The sequence below is a fragment of the Azospirillum isscasi genome, from assembly GCF_030849505.1.
Classification (GTDB): domain Bacteria; phylum Pseudomonadota; class Alphaproteobacteria; order Azospirillales; family Azospirillaceae; genus Azospirillum; species Azospirillum isscasi.
In genome coordinates this window covers 1-21,779 of record NZ_JAUJFI010000005.1, presented here as the reverse complement: position 1 = coordinate 21,779, position 21,779 = coordinate 1, and the positions used below count along the sequence as shown (strand labels likewise).

At 69.6% G+C, this 21,779-nt stretch carries 18 protein-coding genes; all 18 read left to right on the top strand.

Annotated features, from left to right (window positions below; translation table 11 throughout):
- Nucleotides 1-499: 499 nt before the first annotated feature.
- A complete protein-coding gene (locus QSG27_RS02390; RefSeq protein WP_306703552.1) occupies nt 500-997 on the top strand; it encodes a division/cell wall cluster transcriptional repressor MraZ in 498 nt (165 codons plus the stop codon).
- A complete protein-coding gene (rsmH, locus tag QSG27_RS02385) occupies nt 994-2,007 on the top strand; it encodes a 16S rRNA (cytosine(1402)-N(4))-methyltransferase RsmH (protein WP_306703551.1) in 1,014 nt (337 codons plus the stop codon). The genes QSG27_RS02390 and rsmH overlap by 4 nt, the downstream gene beginning before the upstream one ends.
- Nucleotides 2,004-2,744 (top strand): cell division protein FtsL, encoded by a 741-nt coding sequence (gene ftsL, locus QSG27_RS02380; RefSeq protein WP_306703550.1) that lies wholly within the window; start codon nt 2,004-2,006, stop codon nt 2,742-2,744. Before rsmH ends, ftsL begins: the two co-directional genes overlap by 4 nt.
- Nucleotides 2,741-4,546: a peptidoglycan D,D-transpeptidase FtsI family protein gene (locus tag QSG27_RS02375; RefSeq protein WP_306703549.1), complete on the top strand. Its 1,806-nt coding sequence runs from the start codon at nt 2,741-2,743 to the stop codon at nt 4,544-4,546. The genes ftsL and QSG27_RS02375 overlap by 4 nt, the downstream gene beginning before the upstream one ends.
- Nucleotides 4,527-5,981 carry a UDP-N-acetylmuramoyl-L-alanyl-D-glutamate--2,6-diaminopimelate ligase gene (locus QSG27_RS02370; RefSeq protein ID WP_306703610.1) on the top strand — a complete coding sequence of 485 codons (1,455 nt, stop codon included), beginning with the start codon at nt 4,527-4,529 and terminating at the stop codon, nt 5,979-5,981. Before QSG27_RS02375 ends, QSG27_RS02370 begins: the two co-directional genes overlap by 20 nt.
- Nucleotides 5,978-7,471 (top strand): UDP-N-acetylmuramoylalanyl-D-glutamyl-2,6-diaminopimelate--D-alanyl-D-alanine ligase, encoded by a 1,494-nt coding sequence (locus QSG27_RS02365; RefSeq protein ID WP_306703548.1) that lies wholly within the window; start codon nt 5,978-5,980, stop codon nt 7,469-7,471. Before QSG27_RS02370 ends, QSG27_RS02365 begins: the two co-directional genes overlap by 4 nt.
- Nucleotides 7,472-7,481: 10 nt before the next feature.
- Nucleotides 7,482-8,567, top strand: a complete 1,086-nt coding sequence (gene mraY / locus QSG27_RS02360) for a phospho-N-acetylmuramoyl-pentapeptide-transferase (protein ID WP_306703547.1) — start codon at nt 7,482-7,484, stop codon at nt 8,565-8,567.
- A 13-nt stretch (nt 8,568-8,580) separates the two neighbouring features.
- On the top strand, nt 8,581-9,984 hold the full coding sequence (murD, locus tag QSG27_RS02355; protein WP_306703546.1) for a UDP-N-acetylmuramoyl-L-alanine--D-glutamate ligase: 1,404 nt from the start codon (nt 8,581-8,583) through the stop codon (nt 9,982-9,984).
- Nucleotides 9,984-11,105: a putative lipid II flippase FtsW gene (ftsW, locus tag QSG27_RS02350; RefSeq protein WP_306703545.1), complete on the top strand. Its 1,122-nt coding sequence runs from the start codon at nt 9,984-9,986 to the stop codon at nt 11,103-11,105. Before murD ends, ftsW begins: the two co-directional genes overlap by 1 nt.
- A gap of 7 nt (nt 11,106-11,112) precedes the next feature.
- Nucleotides 11,113-12,267 (top strand): undecaprenyldiphospho-muramoylpentapeptide beta-N-acetylglucosaminyltransferase, encoded by a 1,155-nt coding sequence (gene murG / locus QSG27_RS02345; RefSeq protein WP_306703544.1) that lies wholly within the window; start codon nt 11,113-11,115, stop codon nt 12,265-12,267.
- Nucleotides 12,264-12,515: a hypothetical protein gene (locus QSG27_RS02340; protein WP_306703543.1), complete on the top strand. Its 252-nt coding sequence runs from the start codon at nt 12,264-12,266 to the stop codon at nt 12,513-12,515. Before murG ends, QSG27_RS02340 begins: the two co-directional genes overlap by 4 nt.
- 7 nt (nt 12,516-12,522) lie before the next feature.
- Nucleotides 12,523-13,938: a UDP-N-acetylmuramate--L-alanine ligase gene (gene murC / locus QSG27_RS02335; protein ID WP_306703542.1), complete on the top strand. Its 1,416-nt coding sequence runs from the start codon at nt 12,523-12,525 to the stop codon at nt 13,936-13,938.
- An 11-nt stretch (nt 13,939-13,949) separates the two neighbouring features.
- A complete protein-coding gene (gene murB, locus QSG27_RS02330) occupies nt 13,950-14,876 on the top strand; it encodes a UDP-N-acetylmuramate dehydrogenase (protein ID WP_306703541.1) in 927 nt (308 codons plus the stop codon).
- Complete coding sequence (locus tag QSG27_RS02325) at nt 14,873-15,823, top strand: D-alanine--D-alanine ligase (RefSeq protein ID WP_306703540.1); 951 nt, start codon at nt 14,873-14,875, stop codon at nt 15,821-15,823. Before murB ends, QSG27_RS02325 begins: the two co-directional genes overlap by 4 nt.
- Before the next feature lie 59 nt (nt 15,824-15,882).
- Nucleotides 15,883-16,770 carry a cell division protein FtsQ/DivIB gene (locus tag QSG27_RS02320; RefSeq protein ID WP_306703539.1) on the top strand — a complete coding sequence of 296 codons (888 nt, stop codon included), beginning with the start codon at nt 15,883-15,885 and terminating at the stop codon, nt 16,768-16,770.
- Nucleotides 16,771-16,840: 70 nt separating this feature from the next.
- On the top strand, nt 16,841-18,103 hold the full coding sequence (ftsA, locus tag QSG27_RS02315; protein ID WP_306703538.1) for a cell division protein FtsA: 1,263 nt from the start codon (nt 16,841-16,843) through the stop codon (nt 18,101-18,103).
- A gap of 126 nt (nt 18,104-18,229) precedes the next feature.
- Nucleotides 18,230-19,999, top strand: a complete 1,770-nt coding sequence (gene ftsZ / locus QSG27_RS02310; RefSeq protein ID WP_306703537.1) for a cell division protein FtsZ — start codon at nt 18,230-18,232, stop codon at nt 19,997-19,999.
- Between the two features lie 379 nt (nt 20,000-20,378).
- Nucleotides 20,379-21,293 carry a UDP-3-O-acyl-N-acetylglucosamine deacetylase gene (gene lpxC / locus QSG27_RS02305; protein ID WP_306703536.1) on the top strand — a complete coding sequence of 305 codons (915 nt, stop codon included), beginning with the start codon at nt 20,379-20,381 and terminating at the stop codon, nt 21,291-21,293.
- Nucleotides 21,294-21,779: the final 486 nt, after the last annotated feature.

Genomic DNA, 21,779 nt, shown 5'->3' with positions numbered 1-21,779 from the left:
GATGGCCCCCCGCTGTCCCCAGATTTCCCCAGCTTCATCCACAGCCGGTGGATAACTGTGGGGCAAATTCCCATGCCGTCCCATGCCACATCTCGCTAGGTTACCCCAGCAGGCTATACCATTCGTAGGGTACGATTCGACCTTATGGAAAGCCACATCATAGGAAGCATTCGCGGGAGTCCTGGAACATCCTGCGAACTCTGTTAGGCAATGGCGCGTTTTTGCTCATTAGAGCGCTGATATATTGCCGATTCTCGCCGATTCCGCTCACCTATTTGCACGGCGGCAACACATCAGGCGAAAAGTCTTGACAGCACCATCTGAATACTGGCGGGGGCGTTGACGCCCACCCTGTCCCATGCTATCCCATGAAAGCCCAGTTCGGAGGGGGAACTACCCAATCAAGGTAGCCAAACCGGGCGCGTTCAGCGGCAAGAGCGGATAGGGCCTCGCGACGGCGGGGTCCGGCAACGGGAGAAGGGGGGCGTTCGTCAGGCCGATGGCCATTTTCCTGTCCACATACGTCAACAAGGTTGACAGGAAAGGCCGCTGCTCCATCCCGGCGCAGTTCCGGCAGTCGCTTGCCAAAACGTCGGCTCCCGGCACCGTCTATCTCTGGCCCTCGCTGAACCATCAGGCGCTGGAAGGCGCCGATCAGGACTATCTCGACGTCCTGTCCGAAAGCCTGGAATCCCCCGATCTGGATTCGGACGAGCGCGACATGATCGAGACCTTCATCTTCGGCAAGCTGATCCCCGTCTCGCTGGACGGCGAAGGCCGGATCGTCCTGCCCAAGGAACTGGCGGAATTCGCCGGAATCGACGAGGAAGCCGCCTTCATCGGCCGCCGCAAGACCTTCCAGATCTGGGAACCCGGCGCCCTGAAGGCCCATGAACAGACGCTGCGCGACCAGGTCGTGCGCAAGGACATTTCGCTGAGCCAGATCGTCGCCAAGGCGTCCCGCGCCGCCGCCGGCCGGGCGGGGGAGGGCGCATGATCGTGAAACCCCCTGCCCCCGCCCCCATCCCCTCCGCCGCCCCGGCCTCGCCCCACATCTCCGTCCTGCTGAACGAGGTCGTGGACGCGCTCGCCCCGCGCGACGGCGGCGTCTATGTGGACGGCACCTTCGGCGCCGGCGGTTACACCCGCGCGATTCTCGACCGGGCCGACTGCCGGGTCTGGGGAATCGACCGCGATCCGGAAGCGATCGAGCGGGGCCGCAAGCTCGCCCTCGCCTATCCGGGCCGGCTGGAGATCGTCGAAGGCCGATTCGGCGACATGGACCGGCTGCTTGCCGAACGCGGAATCGAATCGGTGGACGGCGTGGCGCTGGACATCGGCGTCTCCTCCCCGCAGATCGACGAGCCGGAGCGCGGCTTCTCCTTCCGATTCGACGGCCCGCTCGACATGCGCATGGGACGGGATGGGCCGACCGCCGCCGACGTGGTGAACACCGCCACACAGGCCGAACTGGCCGACATCATCTTCCACTACGGCGAGGAGCGCATGGCCCGCCGCGTGGCCCGCGCCATCGTCGCCGCGCGTCTGGACACCCCCTTCACGCGCACGAAGCAACTGGCCGACGTGGTGCGGTCGGTGGTGCCGAAGGGGAAGGGCGACGCCATCGACCCGGCGACCCGCACCTTCCAGGCGCTGCGAATCCATGTGAACGACGAGCTGGGCGAGCTGCGCCGCGGCCTCGCCGCCGCCGAATCGCTGCTGAAGCCCGGCGGGCGCCTCGCCGTCGTCTCCTTCCATTCGCTGGAGGACCGGGATGTGAAGACGTTCCTGAAGGAACGCTCCTCACCCCCGCCCTCCCCGTCCCGACACGCGCCGAGCCTCGCGGCGGACGCGCGGTCCCCGTCCTTCCGACTCCTGTCGCGCAAGCCCATCGTGCCGACGGACGAGGAAGCCCACAGCAACCCCCGCGCGCGCTCCGCCCGGCTGCGCGCGGCAGAACGCACGGCGGCGCCGGCCTATCCGGCGCCCGGCAAGGAGGCGGCATGAAATACAAATCCGCGCTTTTCTGGGGTGGCCTGATCGCCGCCGCCGGCTTCGTCCTGTTCGAGACCAGCTACGAGGTTCAGGAGCTGGAGGAAAAGCTGGGCTCGCTCAACCGCAAGATCATGGTGGAGCAGGAGGCCATCCAGATTCTGAAGGCCGAGTGGAGCTTCCTGAACGACCCGACGCGCCTGGAGAATCTGTCGCGCGAGCATCTGACGCTCCAGCCGACCGAGGCGCGCCAGTTCGTGGCGATGAACGTCGTCCCGATGCGCCCGACTCCCGCCGTGGCGCCGGAGGAGGCTCCGGCCCCGCTGCCGCCGATGGTCCGCAACCAGACTCCGGGCAAGGCGCCGAACGTGGCGACGGCCTCCACCGGGGACAGCGCCGTGGGCGGCGGCGCCATTGTCCAGGGCGGCGTTCAGGGCGGCGTCCGCGGCGGCGTGATTCCGGCCTCGGCCACGCCCATGAAGCCGGCCCCGATCAAACCCTCGGCCATCGTGCCCGCGTCGGCCAAGGCCCCGCCCCTGCCCGCCGCCGCCAAGGCCGCCCCGGCCCCGGTGCTGACCACCCGGCCGACGGAGATCGCCACCAAGCCCGCGGGCGTCCTGCCCAAGACGCTGACCCCGCCGCCCGCCGCCCGTCCGCAGCCGCAGCAGGCCGGCTTCCAGGCCGCCCCGCCCCCGCCGCAGGCCCATGACAGCATCGGCGTCCTGGTCGCCCGCCTCGGAGCCAACCGATGAACGTTCCGCCGCCCGGCATCGATCCCGCGCACGGCGCCTACGGCGTTCCGCCCCCGGCTTCCAAGCCGCGGACGTCGCTGTCGGTCGCGCTGGAACAGAGCCGGAACCGGTTGATGGTGACCGCGGCCATGGTCGCCGTGGTCTTCACCGCCATCGGCGTGAAGCTGGTGGACGCGACCCTGTTCAACCACGCGGCGGAACCGCGCCCGCGCATGGCCGCGGAGGTGGACGCCCCGCCGGTCAACCGCGCCGACATCGTGGACCGCAACGGCAACCTGCTGGCGACCTCGCTCGCCACGCAGTCGCTCTACGCCGACCCGAAGCTGATCAGCCGCCCGGACGAGGTGGCGCGCAAGCTGACCACCGCCCTGCCGGAGCTGGACTACAAGGATCTGCTGGGCAAGCTCAGCGGCGACAAGCGGTTCGTCTGGATCAAGCGCAACCTGACGCCCAAGCAGCAGGCCGCGGTGTTCCGGCTGGGCCTGCCCGGCGTCTATTTCGAGCGGGAGGAGCGCCGCTTCTACCCGGCCTCCAACCTGACCTCCCATCTGGTCGGCTTCACCGGCGTGGACAACAACGGCCTCGCCGGGCTGGAGCAGCAGTTCAACAAGCGCCTGACCACCGACCCGAAGCCGTTGCAGCTTTCGATCGACCTGCGCCTTCAGCACATCCTGAAGAAGGAGTTGCAGGCGACGATCGAGGAGTTCAGCGCGATCGGCGCCACCGGCATCGTCTACGACGTGCGCAACGGCGAAGTCCTGTCGATGGTGTCGCTTCCCGACTTCGATCCGCACAACCCGACGGGGCTCGACCCGGACACGCTGTTCAACCGCGCGACGCTCGGCGTGTACGAGATGGGCTCCACCTTCAAGATCTTCAACACGGCGATGTCGCTGGATTCGGGCAAGATCCGCGTCTCCGACACCTTCGACACCATCAACAACATCCAGGTGGGCCGCTTCACGATCCGCGAATACCACCCGTTCCGCCACAACCTGACGGTGGCGGAGGTGTTCCAGGAATCGTCCAACCTCGGGTCGGTGCGCATGGCCCTGACGCTGGGCGTGCAGCACCAGAAGTCCTTCCTGACCAAGCTGGGCATGACCCGCCCGACCGCGCTGGAGCTGCCGGAGAACGGCTGGCCGCTGGTGCCGAACCCGTGGCGGGAGGTCAACACCATGACCATCTCCTTCGGCCACGGCATGTCGGTCAGCCCGATGCACACGGTGAACGCCGCCGCGGCGATCATCAACGGCGGCGTGCTGCACCCGCCGACCCTGCTGAAGCGCGACCCGGCGGCGGAGATTCCCGGCGAGCAGGTCATCAGCCCGAAGACCTCGGCGATGATGCGCCGGCTGTTCCGCTTCGTGGTCACCGACGGCACCGCCAAGGCGGCCAACGCCAAGGGCTACGTCGTTGGCGGCAAGACCGGCACGGCGGAGAAGCAGAAGGGCCGCAGCTACGCCCGGAACTCCCGCATGTCGTCGTTCCTCGGCGCCTTCCCGATGCACGACCCGCGCTACGTCGTCTATGTCCTGGTGGACGAGCCGAAGGGCACCAAGAAAACCTACGGCTTCGCCACCGGCGGCTGGGTCGCCGCCCCCGCGGTCGGCCGGATCGTGAAGCAGATCGGCCCGCTGCTGGGCGTCCAGCCGGTGGACGAGGCTTCGCCCGAGATCGTCAACGCCACCTTCATCAACACCGCGGGTCAGACGACTCCGCCCGCACCGCCGCCTCCGCCCGCGCAACCGAAAGGCAGCACCGTTGCTTCTGTCCCACCTGCTGGCAACAAGCCGCGCTGACGCGGCGCCCTCCTCCGTCGAGGTGCCAGCCGTCACTGTGACCGGGCTGACCGCGGACAGCCGCGCGGTCAGGCCCGGTTTCGTCTTTGCGGCCCTGCCCGGCGCGAAGGCGGACGGGCGCGCCTTCATCGCCGACGCGCTGGCCCGCGGCGCCGTCGCGGTGGTGGCGCCCATGGGGACCGCCCTGCCCGCCGGCAGCGCCGCGCTTCTGGTCGAGGACACGCAGCCGCGCCGGCTGTTCGCGCGTCTGGCCGCGGCTTTCCACGGGCGGCAGCCGGACACGGTGGTGGCGGTGACCGGCACCAACGGCAAGACCTCCACCGTCCAGTTCGCCCGCCAGATGTGGGACCTGATGGGCCTGAAGGCGGCCAGCCTGGGCACGCTGGGGCTGATCGGGCCGGGGCTGGACGATTACGGCGGGATGACCACGCCGGACCCGGTGTCGCTGCACCGCGACCTCGCCGCCGTGAAGGACAAGGGGATCGAGCATCTGGCCATGGAGGCGTCCAGCCACGGGCTGGAGCAGTTCCGGCTGGACGGCGTGGTTCTGAAGGCCGCCGGCTTCACCAACCTGACCCGCGACCATCTGGATTATCACGGCACCATGGAGGCTTACCTCCAGGCGAAGGCGATGCTGTTCGGGCGGGTGCTGCCCGATGGGGGAACCGCCGTCCTGAACGCCGACAGCGGGACCTTCGCCGAGCTTGCCGGGATTTGTTCACAGCGCGGTCACCGCGTCTTCGGCTACGGTCTGGCCGGCCGCGAGATCCGGGTGAACGGGGTCGAGCCGCTGGCCCATGGCCAGCGCCTGGACCTGACGGTCCTGGGCCGCGATCTCACCGTGGACCTGCCGCTGGCGGGCCGCTTCCAGGCGTGGAACGTGCTGTGCGCGCTCGGCCTGGTGATCGGCTCGGGCGCGGACCGCGACGCGGCTCTCGCCACCCTGACGCGCCTGGACGGTGTGGCGGGACGCCTGCAGCACGTCGCCACGCACCCCTGCGGGGCGGCGGTCTATGTCGATTTCGCCCACACGCCCGACGCGCTGGAAACGGTGCTTCTGGCGCTGAAGCAGCACGCCCGCAACCGCCTGATCGCGGTGTTCGGGTGCGGCGGCGACCGTGACCGGGGCAAGCGGCCGGTGATGGGGGAGCTGGCCGGCCGTCTGGCCGACCGCGCCATCGTCACCGACGACAACCCGCGCACCGAGGTGCCGGCGGCCATCCGCAAGGAGGTCCTGGCGGGCCACCCGGCCCTGGAGGAGATCGGCGACCGGCGCGAGGCCATCCGCGCCGCCGTCCGCAGCCTGCGGCCCGGCGACGTGCTGGTGATCGCCGGCAAGGGACATGAGCATGGTCAGATCGTCGGGACGGAGGTCCTTCCCTTCGACGACGCGACCGAGGCAAGGGCCGCCGTGGCGGAGGTTGGAGCAGCATGAGCGAGGCAAGGACCGTCCTGTGGACCGCCGAGGACGCCGCCGCCGCCACCCGCGGCCAGGCGACGCGCCCCTGGGCGGCGACCGGCGTCGGCATCGACAGCCGCAAGGTGGCGCCGGGCGACCTGTTCGTCGCCGTCAAGGGACCGAACTTCGACGGGCACGACTTCGTGGCGAAGGCGCTGGAGGCCGGCGCCGCCGCCGCGCTGGTCAGCACCGTGCCGCCCGGCGTGCCGGGCGACGCCTCCCTGCTGGCGGTGGAGCAGGACACGCTGGCGGCGCTGGGCGACCTCGGCCACGTTGCGCGGCTGCGCACCCAGGCCAGGGTGGTGGGTGTCACCGGATCGGTCGGCAAGACCAGCACGAAGGAGGCGCTGCGCCACGTCCTGTCGGCGCAGGGGCGGACCTTCGCCACCGAAGGCAGCCTGAACAACCATTGGGGCGTGCCCCTGTCGCTGGCCCGCATGCCGGCGGACAGCGAGTTCGGCGTGTTCGAGCTGGGCATGAACCACGCCGGCGAGCTTGGGCCCCTGTCGCGGCAGGTGATGCCCGACGTGGCGGTCATCACCACGGTCGAGGCGGCGCATCTGGAGTTCTTCGACTCCGTCGAGGCCATCGCCGACGCCAAGGCCGAGATCTTCGAGGGCATGAACCCCAACGGGGTCGCCGTGCTGAACCGCGACAACCCGCATTTCGGGCGGCTGCTGGCCGCCGCGCGCACCCGGGGGTTGAGCCGCATCTGGAGCTTCGGGTCCCACGCCGACGCCGACGCGCGTCTGGTGGATTTCTCCCTGCACGCCACCTGCAGCACCGTGACCGCGGCCGTCCGGGGCGAGCGCATCCAGTATTGCCTGGCCCTGCCCGGCAAGCATTGGGTGATGAACAGCCTCGCCGTCCTGCTGGCGGTGAAGGCGCTGGGCGCCGACGTGGCCGCGGCGGCGCGCGCGCTGTCCACCATCGAGCCGGTCAAGGGCCGCGGCACGCGCAAGCGCGTCCACGCCGCCCAGGGCGCCTTCACCCTGATCGACGAGAGCTACAACGCCAGCCCCGCCGCCATGGCCGCGACCTTCGCGGTCCTCGGCAGGATCGACCCCGGCGCCGGCGGCAGGCGCCTCGCCGTGCTGGGCGACATGCGGGAGCTGGGCGACCGCGCCGACACCCTGCACGCCGGGCTGGCCGAACCGCTGCGCGAGGCGCATGTGGACGCGGTCTACGCCTGCGGCCCGCACATGCACGCGCTGTTCGACCGTCTGCCCGCCGCAATGCGCGGCGCCTGGACGGAGACCAGCGCGGAACTGGCCCCGATCGTCGCCGGGGCGGTGCGCGGCGGCGACGTCCTGCTGATCAAGGGCTCGCTGGGCAGCCGCATGGCGACGGTGGTGGACGCCCTGTCCGCCCTGGACACGGACAACGCACGACCCGAAAAGAACAACAACGGCTCCCCGCCCGCGGCTGACACGGATCAGGCCGCGGCGCGCGGACACAAAGGCTGACCGCTCCACGATGCTCTACAACCTGCTCTTCCCCCTGGCGGACGTCTTCACGCCGTTCAACCTGTTCCGGTACCTGACCTTCCGGACGGGCGGCGCGGTGCTGACGGCGCTCGTCATCAGCTTCGTCTTCTTCCCGCGCCTGATCGCGTGGCTGAAACGCAAGCAGGGCGAAGGCCAGCCGATCCGCTCGGACGGGCCGGAAAGCCATCTGAAGAAGAAGGGCACGCCCACCATGGGCGGCCTGATGATCCTGATCGCGGTGTCGATCAGCACGCTGCTGTGGGTGGACCTGACCAACGCCTACACCTGGATCGTGCTGCTGGTGACGATCGGCTACGGGCTGATCGGTTTCGGCGACGACTATCTGAAGCTGACCAAGCGCAACACCAAGGGTCTGTCCGGGCGCTTCCGCCTGACCTGGGAGATCATCATCGGCGTCGCCGCCGCCGCCGCCATCATGTATGTGTCGGCGCCGCCGCTGTCCGGCGGTCTGGCCGTGCCCTTCGTGAAGGATTTCCTGATCCAGCTCTCCTGGTTCTTCATCCCCGTGGGCGCCTTCGTCATGGTGGGCGCCTCCAACGCGGTGAACCTGACGGACGGGCTGGACGGGCTGGCCATCGTGCCGACGATGATCGCGGCGGGCTGCTTCGGCCTGATCGCCTACCTCACCGGCAACGCGATCTTCGCCAACTATCTCCAGATTCACCATGTGCCCGGTGCTGGTGAGCTTGCCGTTTTCTGCGGGGCTCTGGTCGGTGCGGGGATCGGATTCCTCTGGTACAACGCGCCCCCCGCCATGGTCTTCATGGGCGACACCGGCTCGCTGGCCCTCGGCGGCGCGCTGGGAGCCGTCAGCGTGGTCACCAAGCACGAGATCGTGCTGGCGATCATCGGCGGCCTGTTCGTGCTGGAGACGGTGTCGGTGATCGTCCAGGTCGCCTCGTTCAAGCTCACCGGAAAGCGGGTGTTCCGCATGGCCCCCCTGCACCATCACTTCGAGAAGAAGGGATGGGCGGAGTCCACCGTGGTCATCCGCTTCTGGATCATCGCCTCCATCCTGGCCCTGGTCGGCCTGTCCACGCTGAAGCTCCGCTGAGGGTTCCCGCCCGATGATCAACCTGTTCTACATGGAAGGACTGCCGGTGGCGGTCATGGGGCTCGGCAAGTCCGGCCTCGCCACGGCGGAGGCGCTCAGCGAAAGCGGCGCCGAGGTGTGGGTGTGGGACGACAACGCCGCCAGCCGCGCCGCAGCCCTGGACAAGGGTTACAAGGTCGTGGACCTGACCACGGCGGACCTGTCGGAGCTGACCACCATCGTCTGGTCGCCGGGCATCCCGCACACCCACCCGGCCCCCCACCCGGTGGCCCTGCGCGCCCGCGCCGCGAACATCGAGCTGGTCTGCGACATCGAGCTTCTCGCCCGGTCGGAGCGGGATTCGGCCTACATCGGCATCACCGGCACCAACGGGAAGTCCACCACCACGACCCTGATCGGCCATGTGATGGACGCCGCCGGGCGGCGCATCGCGGTGGGCGGCAACCTGGGCACTCCGGCGCTGACCTTCCCCTCGATGGGGGCCGGCGGCAGCTACGTGCTGGAGATGTCGAGCTACCAGCTTGAGCTGACCTACTCCATCACCTTCGACGTGGCGGTGCTGCTGAACATCACGCCGGACCATCTGGCCCGCCACGGCGGCATGGACGGCTATGTCGCCGCGAAGAAACTCGTCTTCCACCGCCAGACCAGGCCGCGCACCGCGGTGATCGGCGTGGACGACCCGCATTGCCGCGCGATTTACGACGAGTTGAAGGCCAAGGGCGATCAGGTGATCTGGCCGGTCTCCGCCCTGGGTCCGGTGCCCGGCGGCGTCTATGCCGAGGGCGGCTGGCTGATCGACGACACCCAGGGCGACGCGGAGCGCGTGGCCGACCTCGCCACCTTCCCGGCGCTGCTCGGCACGCACAACCGGCAGAACGCCGCCGCGGCCTATGCGGCCTGCAAGGCGGCGGGCGTGCCGGCCCCGGCCATCGTCGCCGCCATGACGACCTTCCCCGGTCTGGCCCACCGCCAGCAGCTGGTGCGGACCATCGACGGGGTGCGCTTCGTCAACGACAGCAAGGCGACCAACGCCGACGCGACGGAAAAGGCGCTGGCGACCTTCGACCCGATCTATTGGATTCTCGGCGGTCAGGCGAAGGAGACCGGGCTGGACGGGCTGGAGGCTTACGCCCCCCGCGTCCGCCACGCCTTCCTGATCGGCGAGGCGTCGGACCGCTTCGCGGCGTGGCTGGAGGCCAACAAGGTCCCGCACACCCGCTGCGGCACGCTGGACGTGGCGGTCAACGCCTCGGCGGAGCTGGCGCTGGCCGAGGCTCTGCCCGGCGCCTGCGTGCTGCTGTCGCCGGCCTGCGCCTCCTGGGACCAGTTCGCGAATTTCGAGAAGCGCGGCGAGGCCTTCGCCGATGCCGTGAACCGCCTGGAAGGCAACAGCGAACCGGGAGAGCGCGCCTGATGGTGACCTTCGACCGCACCGACCAATCCGTCTTCGGCCGCTGGTGGTGGACGGTGGACCGCTGGCAGCTTGCCGCGCTGGCGGTGCTGATGGCGCTCGGCACGGTCTTGATCACCGCGGCCAGCCCGCCGGTGGCGGAGCGCATCGGCATCCAGGACACCTTCCATTTCGTCGAGCGCCACCTGCTGATGCTGATCCCCAGCGTCGCCATCATGTGCGGCGTCTCGCTGCTCAGCCCGCGCGGCGTGCGGCGGGTGGCCCTGGTGGTCTTCCTGATCGCGGTGGCGCTGGTCTACGCGACCCTGGTCGTCGGCGTGGAGATCAAGGGCGCGCGGCGCTGGATCCATGTTCCGGGCCTGTCCATCCAGCCGTCGGAGTTCGTGAAGCCCGCCTTCGCGGTGGTCGGGGCGTGGCTGTTCTCGCTGTCGCGCACCAACCCGGGCTTTCCCGGCACGATCCTGTCGATCCTGCTTTACGGCGTCACCGTCGGCGGCCTGCTGCTCCAGCCCGACCTGGGCATGACGGTGGTGGTGTCGGCGGTGTGGTTCTCGCAGTTCTTCCTGGCCGGGCTGAACATCATGCTGGTCGCCGGCCTCGGCGTGGCCGGCGTCGCCGGGCTCATCGGCGCCTACTTCATGCTTCCGCACGTCCACAGCCGCATCAACCGCTTCCTCGACCCGTCCAGCGGCGACACCTATCAGGTCAGCCGCTCGCTGGAAGCCTTCGCCAACGGCGGGCTGATGGGCACCGGCCCCGGCCAGGGAACGGTGAAATACTCGCTGCCGGACAGCCACGCCGACTTCATCTTCGCCGTCGCGGGCGAGGAGATGGGGCTGATCTTCTGCCTCGTCATCATCCTGCTGTTCGCCTTCATCGTGCTGCGCGGCTTCGCGCGGGTGTTCAACGACACCAACTATTTCGTGCTGCTGGCGGCGAGCGGCCTGCTGATCCAGTTCGGCCTTCAGGCGGCGATCAACATGGGCTCCGCCCTGCACCTGATGCCGACCAAGGGCATGACGCTGCCCTTCATCTCCTATGGCGGCTCCTCGCTGCTGGCGCTGGGCTTCGGCATGGGGATGGTGCTGGCGCTGACCCGCAAACGCTTCGGCCCGGCGGAGTGACCTGACCATGGCCGACACCACACAGCGACCGATCGTCCTCGCCGCCGGCGGCACCGGCGGGCACTTCTTTCCGGCGGAAGCGCTGGCGCGGGAACTGCTGGCCCGCGGCGAGGCCGTGGCCCTGGTCACCGACAAGCGCGGCCAGGCCTTCGGCGACAGCCTGCCGGAGGTGCCGGTCCACCGCATCCGCTCCGCCGCCCCCGGCGGCAACCTGCTGGCCAAGATCAACGCGGCGTGGCAGATGGGCCTCGGCCTGCTGGGCGCCAACGCGCTGATGCGCCACCTGAAGCCGGCGGCGGTCGTCGGCTTCGGCGGCTACCCCTCCGTGCCGACCGTCTACGCCGCGGCGCAGGCCCGCGTGCCGGTGATGCTGCACGAGCAGAACGCCGTGCTGGGCCGCGCCAACCGGATGCTCGCCGCCGCCGCCCGCCGCATCGCCGTGGCCTTCCCCGAGGTCGCCGCGGTGAAGGAGGAGCACCGCTCCCGCCTGGTCCGCACCGGCAACCCGGTCCGCCCCGCCGTCGCCGACCGGCGCGACGCGGCCTACGCCGTTCCCGCCCCCGGCGGCCCCGTCCGCATCCTGGTGATGGGCGGCAGCCAGGGCGCCCGCGTCTTCTCCGAGGTGATCCCGGAGGCGCTGGGCCGCCTGCCCGCGGACCTGCGCGCCCGCATCCATCTGGCGCAGCAATGCCGGCCCGAGGATCTGGAGGCCGCTCGCGCCGCCTACGCCCCGATGGGCCTGGGCGGGCTGGAGCTGGAGAGCTTCTTCCGCGACGTGCCGGACCGGCTGGCCTCCTGCCACCTCGCCGTCACGCGGGCCGGCGCCTCGACCATCGCGGAGCTGACCTGCATCGGGCGCCCGGCCATCCTGGTGCCCTACCCCCACGCCATGGACGACCACCAGACGGCCAACGCGCGGCAACTCGCCGCCGCCGGGGCTGCGTGGCTGATGCCGCAGACGGACTTCACCGCCGCCGCGCTCGCCGCCCGCCTGACGGAGCTTCTGGAATCGCCGGACGCCCTGTCCGCCGCCGCGCGGGCCGCCCACGGCTGGGGCATGGCCGACGCCGCGCGCCGGCTGGCCGACGCCGTGCTGGACATGATCGCCAGCCCGAACCCCACCAACCCGAACCACGCCCGAACCAAGGAAGCCGCGGAATGAACAAGGCCACGCGCAGCCCCTTCGCACGCCCCCGCTCGTCCCGGCCCCTCTGCGACTGGCCGGCGGACATGACGCGGACCGAAGGCGCCTGGAGCAACCGGCCCGCCTGCCCGCTGCTGCCGCGCGCCGGCGCCGGCTTCCTGCGCGACCGTCTGCACGTCGCCACCGGCGCCCAGCCCCTTCCCTACGGCCTGTCCGACATGGCCGTGGACGCCACCCTCAGCCTGATGCTCCGCCGCGGAAAGTAATCCAGACATGCGCGCCCTCCCCCTCTCGATCGGCACCATCCATTTCGTCGGCATCGGCGGCATCGGCATGAGCGGCATCGCCGAAGTGCTGCGCAACCTCGGCTACACCGTCCAGGGCTCCGACCTGGCGGAGAGCGCCAACGTCAAGCGCCTGCGCGGGCTGGGCATCCGGATCGACATCGGCCACCGCGCGGAGAACATCGCCGGGGCCGCGGTTGTGGTCGTCTCCTCCGCCGTCAAGCGCGACAACCCGGAGGTCGTGGCCGCCCGCGCCGCCCTGGTCCCGGTGGTCCGCCGGGCGGAGATGCTGGGCGAGCTGATGCGCCTGAAATGGGCCATCGCCATCGGCGGCACCCACGGCAAGACCACGACCACCTCGATGGTCGGCAACATGCTGGAGCACGCCAACCTCGACCCCACGGTGATCAACGGCGGCATCATCAACGCCTACGGCACCAACACGCGGCTGGGCTCCGGCGACTGGATGGTCGTGGAGGCGGACGAGAGCGACGGCACCTTCATCAAGCTGCCGGCCTGCATCGCCGTCGTCACCAACATGGACCCGGAGCATCTCGACTATTACGGCACCTTCGACAACGCGCGGGCCGCCTTCGACAGCTTCGTCCAGAACATCCCCTTCTACGGCTTCGCGGCGCTGTGCATCGACCACCCGGAGGTGCAGGCGATGATCCCGCGCGTGTCGGACCGCCGCATCATCACCTACGGCTTCAGCCCGCAGGCCGACGTGCGCGCCGTGAACATGCGGCTGGGCACCGAGGGCGCCGAGTACGACGTGGTGATCGACGACCGCCACACCGGCGAGAGCCGGACCATCGCCGGCGTGCGCCTGCCGATGTACGGGCCGCACAACGTCCAGAACTCGCTGGCCTGCTTCGCCGTAGGCAACGAGATGGGCCTGCCCGACGTGGTGATGCGCGACAGCATGGCGAAGTTCCAGGGCGTGAAGCGCCGCTTCACCAAGACCGGCGTGTCGAACGGCATCACCGTCATCGACGATTACGGCCACCACCCGGTGGAGATCGCCGCCGTCCTGAAGGCCGCCCGCACCGCCGGCACGGGCCGCACCATCGCCGTCGTGCAGCCGCACCGCTACTCGCGCCTCGCCAACCTGTTCGAGGAGTTCTGCACCTGCTTCAACGACGCCGACGCGGTGATCGTGGCCGACGTCTATGCCGCCGGGGAGCAGCCGATCGAGAACGTCAACCGCGACAGCCTCGTCGAGGGCCTGCGCATGCACGGCCACCGTCAGGTGCTGGCCCTGCACGGGCCGGACGAACTGCCGCAGCTCGTCCGCGAGATCGCGCGGTCCGGCGACCTCGTGGTCTGCCTGGGCGCCGGCAACATCACCCAGTGGGCCAACGCCCTGCCGGGCGAGCTGGACAAGCTGCCGGGCAAGGCGTGACGGGTCTTCCGATGACAGCCCTCTCCTCCACCCTCATCGACCGGATGCCCGCCTGCCGCGGACGGCTGACCGCCGCGGCGCCGCTGGCCAACGTGACGTGGTTCCGCGTCGGCGGTCCGGCGGAGGTGATGTTCCGCCCGGAGGACGCCGAGGATCTGGCGGGCTTCCTGGCCGCGCTGCCGGACGACGTGCCGGTGACGGTGCTGGGTGTGGCGTCCAACCTGCTGATCCGCGACGGCGGCATCCCCGGCGTGGTCATCCGGCTGGGCCGCGGCTTCGCCGGCATCGCGGCGGACGGGACGACGCTGGAGGCCGGGGCCGCGGCGCTGGACCTGAACGTCGCCGGCGTGGCGCGCGACGCCGGCATCGCCGGGCTGGAGTTCCTGTCCGGCATCCCCGGCACCATCGGCGGCGCGCTGCGCATGAACGGCGGCGCCTATGGGCACGAGATCAAGGACGTTCTGGTCTCGGCCCAAGGCGTGACCCGCCGCGGCGGGCGCGTGTCCTACGACAACGCCGGCATGGGCTTCACCTACCGTCACGCCGGGGTGCCGGAGGACGTCATCTTCACGGCGGCGACCCTGCGCGGCGCGCCCGGCGACCCGGCGGAGATCACGCAGCGCATGGCGGAGATTTCCGGCAAGCGCGCCGACACCCAGCCGGTCCGCTCCCGCACCGGCGGCTCCACCTTCAAGAACCCGCCGGGCCACAAGGCGTGGGAGCTGATCGACCGGGCCGGCTGCCGCGGCCTGACGCTGGGCGGCGCGCAGGTGTCGGAGAAGCACTGCAACTTCCTCATCAACCAGGGCGCGGCCACCGCCGCCGACCTGGAGGCGCTGGGCGAAGAGGTCCGGCGCCGCGTGTTCGAGACCTCCGGCGTCACGCTGGACTGGGAAATCAAGCGGGTCGGCGTGGCCCGCGAAGGAGCGTCCGCATGACCACCCCCCACAAGAAGCACGTCGCCGTCCTGATGGGCGGCTGGTCGGCGGAGCGCGAGGTGTCGCTGGTCAGCGGCGCCGGCGTCGCCAGGGCGCTGGAGGAGGAAGGCTACCACGTCACCGCGGTGGACGTGCAGCGCGACCTGGACGGGCTGCTCAAGGCGCTGACCGACCCGCGCCCGGACGTGGTGTTCAACGCCCTGCACGGGCGCGGCGGCGAGGACGGGACCATCCAGGGCGTGCTGGAATTCCTCGGCATCCCCTACACCCATTCCGGCGTGCGGGCCGCCGCGGTCGCCATGGACAAGGCGATGACCAAGGCGCTGCTCGCCCCGGTCGGGGTGCGCTCGCCCAAGGGCCTCGTCCTCACCAAGGGCGAACTGACCGGCGGCGCGCACCCGATGCCCGCCCCCTACATCGTCAAGCCGGTGGACGAAGGCTCGACCGTCGGCGTCACCCTGGTGCGCGAGGGACAGAACAGCCCGGTCGGCGACGCCTGGACCTTCGGCGAGCGCGCCCTGGTCGAGGAGTTCATCCCGGGCCGCGAGTTGACCGTGGGGGTCATGGGCGGATTGGACGGTGATATCCGTGCCCTGACCGTAACGGAGATCCGGTTCGAAGCACAGGTGTATGACTACACGGCTAAATACAGCGCCGGCCACGCCGTCCATACTGTGCCCGCGCAGATTCCCGAGGACATCGCGGAGGAAGCCAAGAGATTGGCCGTACTGGCGCACCGAACATTGGGGTGCCGCGGCGTTTCGCGCAGCGACTTCCGCTGGGATGATAGTAAAAGTGGTACCGAGGGACTGTATTTTCTGGAAATCAACAACCAGCCCGGGATGACCCCGCTGTCGCTGGTGCCTGAACAGGCCGTGTCCGTGGGGCTCTCCTACGGGGCTCTTGTCGCTTGGATGGTGGAGAACGCCGCATGTCAACTCGACTGAGCATCGATCCGCAGTTCCGTGCCGGCTTCGGGGGTTCTGCGAACCGGGGCCGCGACGACATGCCCGTTCCGCCGCGCGCCATGGCGAAATCGGCCCAGAAAGGCAACCGCCGCCGCGCCTGGCCGCGCTGGACCCGCCCGGCGGTCAAGGCGGCGATCCTGCTGACCCCGGTCCTGGTGGTCGCCGGCATGGCCGTGTCGGCGTGGCAGCGCGGCACCTTCGCCGAGACGACCGCGGCGCTTCAGGAAAGCCTGATCCGGACCAGCGCGTCCGCCGGATTCGCCATCGCCGACGTGCTGGTCGAAGGCCGGACCGAGACCGACCCCGCGTCCATCCTGCGCGTGATCGGCGTGCAGCGCGGCGACCCGATCCTGGCCGTCACCCTGGCCGACGCGCGGGAGAAGCTGGAAAGCCTGCCCTGGGTGGCGTCGGCCTCCATCGAGCGCCACCTGCCCGACACCCTGTTCGTCCGCCTGACGGAACGGGAGCCGATGGCGATCTGGCAGCACGACCGCAAGTTCACCGTCATCGACCGCGAGGGCCGCCCCCTGGCCGACGCGGCCGAGTTGGCGCGCCGCGGCAACCGCCGGATCGAGACGCTGCCGCAGGTCGTCGGCGCCAACGCGCCGATGCAGGTGCCGAAGCTGCTCGCGGCCCTCGACAACGTCCCGGCGCTGCGCGAAAAGGTGAGCGCCGCCACCTGGGTCGGCGACCGCCGCTGGGATCTGAAGCTGAAGAACGGTGTCGTGGTGAAACTGCCGGAAGCCCGCATGCAGGCCGCGCTGCGCCAGTTGGCGGAGATGGACGCGACGGGCCAGGTCCTCGACCGCGACATCGTGGCCGTCGACCTGCGCCAGAACGACCGCGCCGTGCTGCAGACCTCCGCCACCGCCGTCCTGCCCTGGACGGAGGAGGAGAACAGGAAGAAGCCGGGCAAGAAGACGTGACGACCCTCCGCCGACCCCCTTCCCGAACCACGAACGACCGGACGCATCGAGGCCATAGGGTTTGCTGAACATGGGCTTCAACGGGGCGAAAAAGCCAAAACGGGCCACACGCGGCGGGATCGTCGCCGCGCTGGATGTCGGCTCCACCAAGGTGTGCTGCTTCATCGCCCGCGTCGAGGATGCGGGTGCGGTGCGCATCCTGGGGATCGGCCACCAGATCGCCACGGGCGTGCGCGCCGGCGCCATCATCGACATGGAGGCGGCGGAAACCTCCATCGGCGCCGCCGTCCACGCGGCGGAGCAGATGGCCAACGAGACGATCCGCGACGTGATCGTCAACGTGTCCTGCCCGATCTCCCACGGCTTCAACGCCGAGGTCGCCGTCTCCGGCCAGGAGGTGACGGACGGCGATGTGCGCCGCGCGCTGGCCCACGCCCGCAGCCTGCAGATCGGCCCGGACCAGGCGCTGGTCCACGCGATTCCCGTGGGCTTTTCGTTGGACGGCAGCCGCGGCATCCGCGACCCCAAGGGCATGTACGGCGAGCGGCTGGGCGTCCAGGCCCACGTCATAACCTCGCCCGCGGGGGCCGTGCGCAACCTTCAGACCTGCATCGCCCGCTGCCACCTGGACATCGAAGGTCTGGTGGCCAGCCCCTACGCCTCCGGCCTCGCCTGTCTGGTCGACGACGAGATGGCGATGGGGTCGGCCTGCATCGACCTGGGCGGCGGCACCACGACGATCTCCGTCTTCTCGGAAGGCACGCTGGTCTGGTCGGACTGCATCCGGCTGGGCGGCAACCACGTCACCAACGACATCGCGCGCGGGCTGACCACGCCGGTCGTCCATGCGGAGCGCATGAAGACGCTGCACGGCAGCGCCATCACCAGCCCCGCCGACGAGCGCGAGATGATCGACGTCCCCCAGGTCGGCGAGGAGGAGCGCCTCGGCGCCAACAACCTGCCGAAATCCTATCTGGTGCGCATCATCCAGCCCCGGTTGGAGGAAATCTTCGAGCATGTCCGCTCGCGGCTGGAGCATTCCGGCTATGCGAAGCTGGTCGGGCGGCGCGTCGTCCTGACCGGCGGCGCCAGCCAGTTGCCGGGCATGCGCGAGCTGGCGCAGCTGATCCTGGACAAACAGGTCCGCATCGGGCGACCGACGCGGATCACCGGCCTGAACGAGGCGCAAGGCGGTCCGTCCTATTCGACCGCCGCGGGCCTTCTTCTGCACGCCGTGCGCAATCCGGCGGAACTTCCCGTGGCGGGCCATGAGGCTGGCTCCGGCTCGGGGTTCTTCGGGCGCGTCGGCCTGTGGCTGCGGGAGAACCTTTGACGGCAACCTAAAAAAGGCTCCCGCCGCACCACGGCATTCCTGCCTAAAAACACCACCCGGACCCAACCGGGGAAAACCCGCGACGCAAAACATCGAACCAAATGAAAAGGTTGTGGAGGCCATAGAATGATCAACGTGACCATCCCCAGCATCGAACCCGAACTGAAGCCCCGCATCACCGTCTTCGGTGTCGGCGGCGCCGGCGGCAACGCCGTGAACAACATGATCAAGTCCAACCTCGAAGGCGTGGACTTCGTGGTCGGCAACACCGACGCGCAGGCCCTGAAGGGCTCGCTCTGCGAGAAGCGCGTCCAGCTCGGCACCACCATGACCCGCGGCCTGGGCGCCGGCTCCAAGCCGGACGTCGGCCGGGCCTCCGCCGAGGAGCAGCTCGAGGAGATCATCGGTCACCTCGAAGGCGCCAACATGGTGTTCATCACCGCCGGCATGGGCGGCGGCACCGGCACCGGCGCCGCCCCGGTCATCGCCCGCGCCGCCCGCGAACGCGGTCTGCTGACCGTCGGCGTGGTGACCAAGCCCTTCCATTTCGAGGGCGCGCACCGCATGCGGCTGGCCGAATCGGGCATCGCCGAGTTGCAGCAGTATGTCGACACGCTGATCATCATCCCGAACCAGAACCTGTTCCGCATCGCCAACGAGAAGACGACCTTCGCGGACGCCTTCAAGATGGCCGACGACGTTCTGCATTCCGGCGTGCGCGGCGTGACCGACCTGATGGTGATGCCCGGCCTGATCAACCTCGACTTCGCCGACATCCGCTCGGTGATGACCGAGATGGGCAAGGCCATGATGGGCACCGGCGAGGCCGGCGGCGAGCGCCGCGCCATCGAGGCCGCGGAGGCCGCCATCTCCAACCCGCTGCTCGACGACGTGTCGATGAAGGGGGCGCGCGGCGTCCTCATCAACATCACCGGCGGCTACGACATGACCCTGTTCGAGGTGGACGAGGCGGCGAACCGCGTCCGTGACGAGGTCGATCCGGACGCCAACATCATCTTCGGCTCCACCTTCGACAGCTCGCTGGACGGCGTGATGCGCGTGTCCGTGGTCGCCACCGGCATCGACGCCGCGGCGATGGCCAACCCGCGCACCCTGCACCCGGTCAACCTGTCGCTGGTCTCCGACCGCAACGGCGGCAATGGCGCCAAGAAGCCCGCCGGTCCGGCCGGCCTGACCCAGGCCGCCCCGGCGCCGATCGCTTCCGCCGCTCCGGTCGCCCCGGCCATTCCCGGCGCCGGCCTGGCCCAGCGCCCGATGGGCACGCACCAGATGGGCGTCCCGCAGCCGCCGCAGGCCCAGCCGGTCGAGGTGCAGCAGCATGTTCCGGTCCATCAGCCGGTTCATCAGCAGCCGGTCGAGCCGATGGTCCAGCATGCGCCGCAGCATATGCCGCAGCATGCGCCGATGACCCACGACGCCATGCAGCCGGTGGAAACCGCCCCGGTCCGCAACGTCGCCACCGGTCCGCTGCACAGCGAGCGCCGCGACGGCCACTTCATCGCCCCGAAGGCCGCCGACCCCGGCCCGCGCCAGCCGATGAACGCTCCGCCGATGTCGAGCCAGCTCGCCGCCGCCGCCCACGCGGAGCCTCCGGCCCGCAAGCCGAACTTCCTGTTCGGCCTGGTCACCGGTCTGGCCGGCCGCAAGGCCGAACCGGCCCCGCAGCCGGTCCCCCAGCCGCAGCCGCAGCACCACCATCAGCCCCAGCATCATCAGCCGCAGCACCAGCAGCCGGTGATGCAGCAGCCGATGGCCGCCCCGCAGCAGCCGATGCAGGCCCCGCGCCCGCAGGCTCTGGGCGTCGACGGCACCACCCAGAAGATCGACGAGGAGGCGCTGGACATTCCCGCCTTCCTGCGCCGTCAGGCCAACTGACGCGTCAAAGAGGCTGGCCCAATTGATCTGAGGGCAACAGCAACCCGCCGGTCGCCGCCGCCTCTTTCGAAGCGGCATCGGCGGGCATCCACAACCTGTTTGACTTCAACCGCCTCCGGAGCTTCGCAAGAACGCACCGGGGGCGGTCTTTTCATGTCCGATCCATGCCTGCGGACTACCCCTTATCGCCCTGCAACAAACGGTAACAAAGAGTGATTTGTCCTCCACAGGGGCCAATGATACCTAGCATATGCGGTCATAAGCGCTGACCCGCCCCGCTCCCAGAGGAGACAGGCGGCAAGTCGCGGACGGACCGCCCGAAGACAAAGATTGAAGCGGGACAGACACCGTGGCTCAGAATCGCATCAAGACCGAAGGCATGCTGCAGCGTACCCTGGCGAAGCCGGTACGTTGCTCCGGCGTCGGGCTGCATACGGGCGCGACGGTCACCCTGACGATTTCCCCGGCCGAGCCGAACACCGGCATCGTCTTCCGGCGCACCGACCTGAGCGGCCCCGCCGCGGTGATTCCGGCGCGCTGGGACCATGTGGTCGACACCAGGCTGTGCACGGTCATCGGCAACGCCCACGGCACCACCATCGGCACCGTCGAGCATCTGATGTCGGCGCTGGCCGGCTGCGGCGTGGACAACGCCCTGGTCGCGCTGGACAACATCGAAGTGCCGATCATGGACGGCAGCGCCGCCCCCTTCGTGGAGGCCATCGAGCGCGTCGGCACCGTGTCGCAGAACGCGCCGCGCCGCGCCATCCGCATCCTGAAGCCGGTCACCGTGACCGAGGGCAACAAGAGCGCCACCTTCACGCCCGACCACGCGACGGGCTTCAGCTTCGAGATCGACTTCGCCAGCAAGGCCATCGCCCAGCAGAGCCACGACATGGAACTGGACGCCGAGACCTTCCGCGACGAGATCAGCGCTGCCCGCACCTTCGGCTTCCTGCACGAGGTCGAGGGGCTGCGCAAGATGGGCCTCGCCCGCGGCGGTTCGCTGGACAACGCGGTGGTCATCTCCGGCGACGAGGTGATGAACGAGGGCGGCCTTCGCTTCGACGACGAGTTCGTGCGCCACAAGATCCTGGACGCGGTGGGCGACCTCTATCTGGCCGGCGCGATGTTCATCGGCCACTTCCACGGCGTCCGCTCCGGCCACGCCCTGAACAACCAACTCCTGCACGCGCTGTTCGCCGACACCAGCGCCTGGTGCTACGAAACCCCGCCGAGCACGGCGCTGCCGGGCGTCATCTGGCACGAGGCCGAGCGGCTCGCCGTCGCCTGACACGCGCGTCCCGGTTCCGTCTTACCCCTGCCCTCCCCTTCCGGGGAGGGCATTTTCGTTTTTGCGCACTCCCCTCCCCTCTCGGATTCGCGCAAGGCGAGTCTTGCGCGCACTCCCCTCCCCTTCCGGGGAAGTGGAGGCGACGATTTTGCGCGACAATTCAAGAATCACGGTAATATTGAATTACATCAATACTTTATGTCGTGTTCTTGAGATCTTTTCTGAAATTTCCCATTTCCCTCTTCCGCCCCGGAAGAGGATGGCTCAAAGGGCCGGGCGAGGGTCGTCCGAGGATCATGGAACGGATCCTTGCCGGCGCTCTCACCCTTCCCGCACGTTGCGTGGGCCCCTTCCCTCTCCCGAGACGGGAGAGGGCTCAAGCCCTAAAGCGAACGTCGGTTCGCTTTAGTGGTGCATCCGCTAAATGAGGGCGACGTTTGGGAGGGCGGCGACGCCGAAGCGTTTTGTCGTCCGGTGGCGCCGTCG

Coding starts and splice junctions, on each gene's coding strand:
- mraY (WP_306703547.1), top strand. CDS start 7,482: ATGCTCTACAACCTGCTCTTCCCCCTGGCGGACGTCTTCACGCCGTTC.
- QSG27_RS02390 (WP_306703552.1), top strand. CDS start 500: ATGGCCATTTTCCTGTCCACATACGTCAACAAGGTTGACAGGAAAGGC.
- QSG27_RS02340 (WP_306703543.1), top strand. CDS start 12,264: ATGAACAAGGCCACGCGCAGCCCCTTCGCACGCCCCCGCTCGTCCCGG.
- ftsW (WP_306703545.1), top strand. CDS start 9,984: ATGGTGACCTTCGACCGCACCGACCAATCCGTCTTCGGCCGCTGGTGG.
- ftsZ (WP_306703537.1), top strand. CDS start 18,230: ATGATCAACGTGACCATCCCCAGCATCGAACCCGAACTGAAGCCCCGC.
- murD (WP_306703546.1), top strand. CDS start 8,581: ATGATCAACCTGTTCTACATGGAAGGACTGCCGGTGGCGGTCATGGGG.
- QSG27_RS02375 (WP_306703549.1), top strand. CDS start 2,741: ATGAACGTTCCGCCGCCCGGCATCGATCCCGCGCACGGCGCCTACGGC.
- QSG27_RS02320 (WP_306703539.1), top strand. CDS start 15,883: ATGCCCGTTCCGCCGCGCGCCATGGCGAAATCGGCCCAGAAAGGCAAC.
- murC (WP_306703542.1), top strand. CDS start 12,523: ATGCGCGCCCTCCCCCTCTCGATCGGCACCATCCATTTCGTCGGCATC.
- ftsA (WP_306703538.1), top strand. CDS start 16,841: ATGGGCTTCAACGGGGCGAAAAAGCCAAAACGGGCCACACGCGGCGGG.
- rsmH (WP_306703551.1), top strand. CDS start 994: ATGATCGTGAAACCCCCTGCCCCCGCCCCCATCCCCTCCGCCGCCCCG.
- murG (WP_306703544.1), top strand. CDS start 11,113: ATGGCCGACACCACACAGCGACCGATCGTCCTCGCCGCCGGCGGCACC.
- lpxC (WP_306703536.1), top strand. CDS start 20,379: ATGCTGCAGCGTACCCTGGCGAAGCCGGTACGTTGCTCCGGCGTCGGG.
- ftsL (WP_306703550.1), top strand. CDS start 2,004: ATGAAATACAAATCCGCGCTTTTCTGGGGTGGCCTGATCGCCGCCGCC.
- QSG27_RS02365 (WP_306703548.1), top strand. CDS start 5,978: ATGAGCGAGGCAAGGACCGTCCTGTGGACCGCCGAGGACGCCGCCGCC.
- QSG27_RS02325 (WP_306703540.1), top strand. CDS start 14,873: ATGACCACCCCCCACAAGAAGCACGTCGCCGTCCTGATGGGCGGCTGG.
- murB (WP_306703541.1), top strand. CDS start 13,950: ATGACAGCCCTCTCCTCCACCCTCATCGACCGGATGCCCGCCTGCCGC.